We start from the raw sequence: 6,294 nt of genomic DNA on the forward strand, positions 1-6,294 counted from the left end.
CCCGAAAAAGCACATCAACGCCGCGAAAGCCCTGGTGACGAACCCCGTCGAGGACGAATACATCATTCATGTCGCGGGCGACACGGCGAACCCCGACAATTACGTGTACATCGACGGCACCGACGACGTGATCGACTTCTCCGATCTCGACATGACGCACCCCGCCGCGCGCATCACCATCATGCCGTACATCGCGGCGCTCGCGCCCGACGGATTCGACAATGCCGCATACAACAGCGGCACCGAGTCGCCCGACGGCGGCCCGTCGTGGAATGTGGCGGGGACCAAGCCGTTCACCATGCCGCAGGTGATTGCGGACAAGAACAACAAGATCACGCTGGTCGACGCGCGGGTGTTGCAGACCGCAACCAACAAGCCCGCGATCATCGTGCGCGACATGGCGGATCTCGCCGCGGCGTATTGCCGAATCGAGGGCGGCTACGCCGGCGTGCGTGTTTCGGCGGCGAACGCGGAGATCGAGAACACATGCATCACCGAGGCCGAGTTCGGCGTTTTCGTCGAGGCCGAGGGGCAGGTGGCGTTAATCGGGCGCAACATTTTGCACGAAAATTCCACGTGCGGAATTCGGGGGCGGCTTCGGGCCAGTGTGGTCGTTTTCGCCTGGCCGATGAAGCCGCTTCTCAAATACCAAACGACGATTTCGACGGTCGCGCCCAAGGGCAATTACGCGGCGGTGGGTCTGGAGCAGGACAGCGCGCTCGTGATCCTCAAGTCGATTCCGGACGAGACGACCGGCGGACCGGACATCCCGGCGGCGGCGGAGTTGCAGATCCTGAACGCGACCCTCGCGAAAAGCGTGGCGTATTATGGTATTGTGCTGACGACGCGGTCGCTGCTCGTCGGCGCGAATCAGGTGCGTTTCAACGACGAGGCGATCAATCAGGGCAAGGACACCGTGCCGGACGGGCAGCAGATCGTCTCCCGACCGGACGATGACACGACGTCGCTCGGGTAGTGGGTGAGGCAGTGTTCGATCTGCATTCCCAGTTGCGATCCGTCAAAGCACTCTCCGGGAATGGGGAGAGTACGCGGTTCCTCGCAAATCTGGCGAAGCACCTCAAATGGGAATTGATCGACTCCGGGGAGATTCTTGTCTCCGTCGGCGGTGCAGGGCCGAAACGAACCCGGAGCACCGGAGACGATCCGAAGCCGACGGCACGTCAATCGGTCAAGCTGAAAGTGAAGGATCGCCGGCGCGCACGTGACGCATTTCGGCGGGCTCAGGAGCTTCTCTGCCTTGCCGCGAAGACGCCGCTGCCGGATCATTTGCGCGCGGTGCGGGATCGCGGGTTCGCCGGGGACTGGGGCGACTTCGTCGCATTGCCGAGAAGGCGAGCGCCAATAGCCGTGGGTGCAACGCCGCGTCCTCGAAGCGCCGGCTTCCCGGAACTCGAGTCGGCGTATCCCTTGAACCGGAGGAGTGCTGCTTTACATCGACCGCCCATGAGAATCCGAGATGACATCCCTCTACTCGGTCGCGACTATCCCGAATGGTACTTCGGCTTTAACGATCTGACGAAGATCGAATTGGTCTACGAAAGCGATATGGACTGTGACGGTTGGATCTCATTCGAGGGCACGTCAGCCGGTCGGGTTGACTTGCCGGTGAGGTTCAAGAAGACCGCTTGGGAGCAGAAGACCATCAGCATCGCCAAGCCGGTTCTCTTTGCGGACCGCGTGGCGGATCTGAATCTCGATAGCGATGAAGATTTCGCTCTCCTTTTTTCGTTAATGAACCACCTTTTTGTTTCACGCGACAAAGGGATGTTGCCCGATGAGGAAAGAACTCCCCTGCTGACGGGGGAAATAAGCCCATTGTGGGAAAACTGTCGTTACCCCGAGGCATTTCAGGATATTCGTATTCGGGTGGAAACTGGAGCATACATTCGCGTCGAAGCCGTCACGATCACGCTGAACAATATGCGGATATTGAACACTCCGGGGGAATCTTGGCTGAATTTTCCAAGACCTTTTTCCGTGACGTCGCTAACGCCGCTCTATTTGACTCCGTATATTCGACGTTACCGACTCAAAATGGCAGGGATGGATTCCGTTCCGGGCGTCGATAATGTCATTTCCTTCGCAGCCCGGCACATCGGCGAAATCTGGAGTCCTCTTCGTCCGGGCAGGTGGGACTCGCAGGAAATCGGTGGTGGACTGAGGGTGTTCGAGGGAAATCCAAGAAACTATTGCTCCGAGTTCGCTGCTTGGGCGATCGATTGCGTCACGGGCCTGCAAAACGACAACGGGCAAAGATTGGTCGATAGTCATGAATTGAACATTGGCACTAAGGATATGCAGGAATTTTTTGAAAACTTCACGCCGACTCGTTACCTGCGACCGAACAACACATCATATAGCGACCTCGGATCAAAGGTGCACAGGGGCTTTTACGCCGCTGTCGATGCGCATGGACACAGTACTCTTTTCGTAGAGTGGATCGATTCCGACAGCTTGGACCAAGACGACCCAAAGGCTTGGCGAAAAGCCGTGTTTTCAAAAGATCGAAATTATCATGTATTTCGTGGTTTGGGAGGAAATCAGTCCAAGAAGCGAGTTGCCGTGACCGCTTACACGATTGCTAAAAACACCGATTCGATTTCGAGTCCGACAGTTCTTTGGAAGGAAGAAGATTACGGTTACCCCATGGCGCCGGAAGAGAATGATGGCTTTGGAAACACAAAATTGAAATTGCGGAAAGAGATCGGCGATACATGAGATCATTCATTAAGGTCGTGATGTTGTTTTTCATCGGCATGGAGTTGATTTCGTGCGAAAGAGGAAAGCGTTCTAAGGATGACAGTCAGAGTGATTTGGATGTTACGTTGATTACTGACGAGGACTGTACGGACGAAGATTCGGTAGAGTTCGGAGAATGCATGAGCAAGTGCGGCGAGGTCGATGACAGCATGCGTGATATTTGTGAGGCGTTTGTTTACGACAGAGATAAATGGATTGAATGTCAGTATGCTTGGGGGTATTACGGAAATACTTGTTATGAGTACTGCCAATACCTTCCATGTGGATCTCCGCGACAGGACGGAGAGGACGAAGATGAAGGCTCCCGGTGCTGGTTGCCGGACAATCCATCATGGGAATGCTCGGTCGAGTGTATGGCGGATTTTTATCCACATGAATATGGGTGTGCGGAGTTGTATGGGTGGAATACATCTGAATGGGAAGAATGCATCGCTCCGTATCTAGGTGAATTTTGTAGCTGTATATCGCCGTGTGTCGATCTCCCCTGTGGATCTGGAGAAATTCCGTATATTTGTACCCCGGAAGGCGTACCTTAAGCAAACCGCGCTTCAGAACTCCCTCGTCATCGACACTTCGGCACTCCTGAAAATAGCGTTAAATGATTGAAAGCACTGGACAAATAGTCGGTTTTGTACTAGTTAATTATGCCGGGAATCTGGTATAGCAACCCCCAAAATCCGCATTTCGTCCGGCTCACCGCATCCTGAGGTTCTCGAAGAATGGCCCCATCCCCGAAAGTTGCGTACCCATCGCCCGGCACCGGGAAAATCGACTGAGCTGGGTTTCAGGTTTCCCTGATGGGGGTGAGTAGCGCGTCGATTCGGCGCAGCAGCGCGTCCACCGCCCGCGGATCGCGGCGCATGCGGTGCGTCACGCCGGGCAGGATTTCGAGCCGCGCACGCGGCGCGGCTTCGGCCAGTCGGCGGGCATGGGCGAGCGGGACGACTTCGTCATCCTCCCCGTGAAGGATCGTGAGAGTTTCGGCCCGGCAGCGCGAAACGGCGTCGAAGGCGCACAGGCGCACGAACGACTCCGCCCATTCGCGTGGTGATTTGGCGTAGCCTTCGCGGATCATGCCGAGGCGGCGGTAGAGATCGAACCACGCCTCGGGGGCGCTCACGGCGTCGAGGAATGAAAAGTCGCCCGGCGCGGCGAACGTCACGACGTGACGCAGCCGCGCGTCGCGAGCGCTCTGGACGATCATCGCCGAGCCGCCGGTCGAAGACCCGACCCCGATGAGCGGATCGGCGCGCCAGGGCGCTCGCTCCCACGTGTCGATCACGGCGGCGAGGTCGCCCGGCCCGCGGTCGACCTCGAGCTGCCCGCCCGACGCGCCGGGCCCCCGAACGTTGAAGATGACGGCGGCGACGCCGAGAGCATCGGAAATCGTTCGCGCAAGTCCGGGATATCCTGGGTCGTCCGTGGCGGCGCGTTCAGCGCCCGACGGCAGTCCGTGGGCGATGAGGACCGTCCCTCGCGGCGTCGACGCCGGCATGAAGACCTGACCGACGATCATCACGTCGTCGGCTGAACGGCAAGCGATCGGGAAACAGCGAAGGGCGTCAGTGTTCGGCGGCGAGTCGAAAGTCACGGGGTAATGGTAAACGTCTTCTTCCCGAATTGATGCGTGGTTTGAAACGTATACCCCGACGAATTCGCCGAAACCCAGACGAAGGTCACCTGCCCGTCGTCGAGCAGGTTCTTGTCCACCGTGAGCAGATCCTGAAGGTTGCTCGAATACGCGCCCGCCAGCGACTTGTGCGACTCTTCGGCGATTTTCGCGTTGATGCCGGTGGATTGGGCCGAGGCGTCGTACGCCGCGTGACGCATGCCGACAAAGCGCGGAATCGCGATCAGCGACAGGATCGCGAGGATCGCGACGGTGATCATCAGTTCGACGAGAGAGAACCCGCGGACGTTCAAACGCATTTCATTTCCCGTGCCGCGATGAGCGGCTTCGTTCACCCCCGTATCGGGTGAACCATGGGATAATTCAAGAAAAAAATGAGGGACGTGCGAAAACCCGCGCGAATTCGCGGGAAAATTCACGCTCGCCCCGATCAGACCGACGTGGGCGCGCCCCAGCCCTGCTTCAGCAGGCGCAGAGCGTTTCCGTACAGCACCTGCTCGACCTCGTCGTCGGTGAAATACTTCGATAGCGTTTCGCCCACCGCGCCCATCATCCCCGAGTCGTAGCAATCCTTGAACGGATCGGTGAGGCCGTCGAAGTCCGTCCCGATGCCGAGGCACGAGACGTCGCCGACAAGATCCTTCACGTAACGCACGTTCTCGGCCAGAAACTCCAGCCCGCCGCCGACGTAACCTTGCAGCTTCACCGGATGCTGGAGCAGACGCATCGAAAAGATGAGCCCGAGGACGCCGCCGAGGCGGTGGATCGTGCGGATCTCGTCGTCCGACGCGTTGTACTCGTGGGGGAAGAAATGCTGCAAGCCGACGTGCGTCATCGTGACCGGGCGGCGATACTCGTCGCACAGGCGATAGACCTCCTGCCGCGCGTGCTCCTGCGTGTGCGCCAGGTCGATCAGAATGCCGCGATCGAGCAGCTCGCGCGCGAAGGGTTCGCACAGGTGCTCCGGATCGTCCCACCGCCAGGACCCGCGCTTCATGCGCACGACCAGGTCGTCCATCACCGGCACGATTCGCCCGCGCTTTTTCGTCGGCACCAGCTCCGTACCGTCGGTCTGGGGCGCGAACATGTTGTCCCAAAAGTGCGCAAGCGTGATGAGCGCGAGACCGCGTGATTGCAGGATCGCGAGCCGTTCGCGCGTGCGCTCCATGTATTCGTCCAGCGTCTGCCCCGGGTCGGGCGCTTCGCCGAACACATGCGCGCCCTCGATGGTGTGCACGAGACCGATTTCGTCGTCCGCCAGCGCGTCGATCTGGTCGGCCGCGGTGACGAGACGCAGCCGCTTCTCGCCGGGTTTGAGTGTTTTGTTGACGTACTCGATCTGCTCTTCCAGCAGGTCCATATTGGCGATCAGCGTCTTCCACGGGTCCTCGGTGATGCGCGGCACGTACCAGATCGGCCAGGCGATCATCTGCGCCACGCGCGCCCACGGGCGAACGCCGAAGCGCATGAATCCGCGCTCGAGGATGTAGTGCGTGCAGAGCATGACCTTGACGTTGCCCTTGCACAGGTGCGGGTACGCGGTGCGAAACGAAAACGGGTTGCGGAATCCACCGTTGGGCACGGTCGTGCGAAACGACCAGATGTGCGGCAGGTAGTACATCTTGAGCGTTGGATGGGCGTGCAGATCGATCAAGCCGGGCATGGGATCCTCAGAGAATGGTCGGCACGGGCCGAAGGCGAGGCAAACTTAGCGGAGGCATGTCCGCGACGCAACAACGATCTGTGCGTGCCAAGGACAAGAGCGACCGCCGTCGCTTGACACCCCGGGGAAAATTCCTAGTATTCGCCCCGGTCCGTGGGGCGGGGTACGCACTTTTCCACATCCGCGCCGGGATACATCGCCGAAGGGAGGGATCCGTACG

Annotated in this window: 5 protein-coding genes; 2 read left to right on the plus strand and 3 right to left on the minus strand. The window is 59.2% G+C overall.

Features of this window, described 5'->3' with window-relative positions; genetic code table 11:
• Together IT350_04810 and IT350_04815 are read left to right on the plus strand one after the other, a co-directional pair.
• On the plus strand, positions 1-976 hold a 976-nt coding region (locus IT350_04810), incomplete at its 5' end, for a hypothetical protein (GenBank protein ID MCC6157351.1).
• 11 nt (positions 977-987) lie between these two features.
• A complete protein-coding gene (locus tag IT350_04815; protein ID MCC6157352.1) occupies positions 988-2,739 on the plus strand; it encodes a hypothetical protein in 1,752 nt (583 codons plus the stop codon).
• An 826-nt stretch (positions 2,740-3,565) separates the two neighbouring features.
• Here the strand turns inward: IT350_04815 and IT350_04820 are convergent.
• From IT350_04820 to IT350_04830, 3 genes are all read right to left on the minus strand, one after another.
• Entirely contained in the window at positions 3,566-4,297 is a 732-nt protein-coding gene (locus IT350_04820) for a hypothetical protein (protein ID MCC6157353.1), read from the minus strand.
• A gap of 71 nt (positions 4,298-4,368) precedes the next feature.
• The gene (locus IT350_04825; protein ID MCC6157354.1) at positions 4,369-4,710 is read right to left on the minus strand and encodes a prepilin-type N-terminal cleavage/methylation domain-containing protein; all 342 of its coding nucleotides are present in this window, start codon (positions 4,708-4,710) and stop codon (positions 4,369-4,371) included.
• A gap of 131 nt (positions 4,711-4,841) precedes the next feature.
• Positions 4,842-6,074 carry a membrane dipeptidase gene (locus IT350_04830; protein MCC6157355.1) on the minus strand — a complete coding sequence of 411 codons (1,233 nt, stop codon included), beginning with the start codon at positions 6,072-6,074 and terminating at the stop codon, positions 4,842-4,844.
• Between the last annotated feature and the right edge of the window lie 220 nt (positions 6,075-6,294).

It is taken from the genome of Deltaproteobacteria bacterium (assembly GCA_020845895.1).
GTDB lineage: Bacteria > Lernaellota > Lernaellaia > JACKCT01 > JACKCT01 > JADLEX01.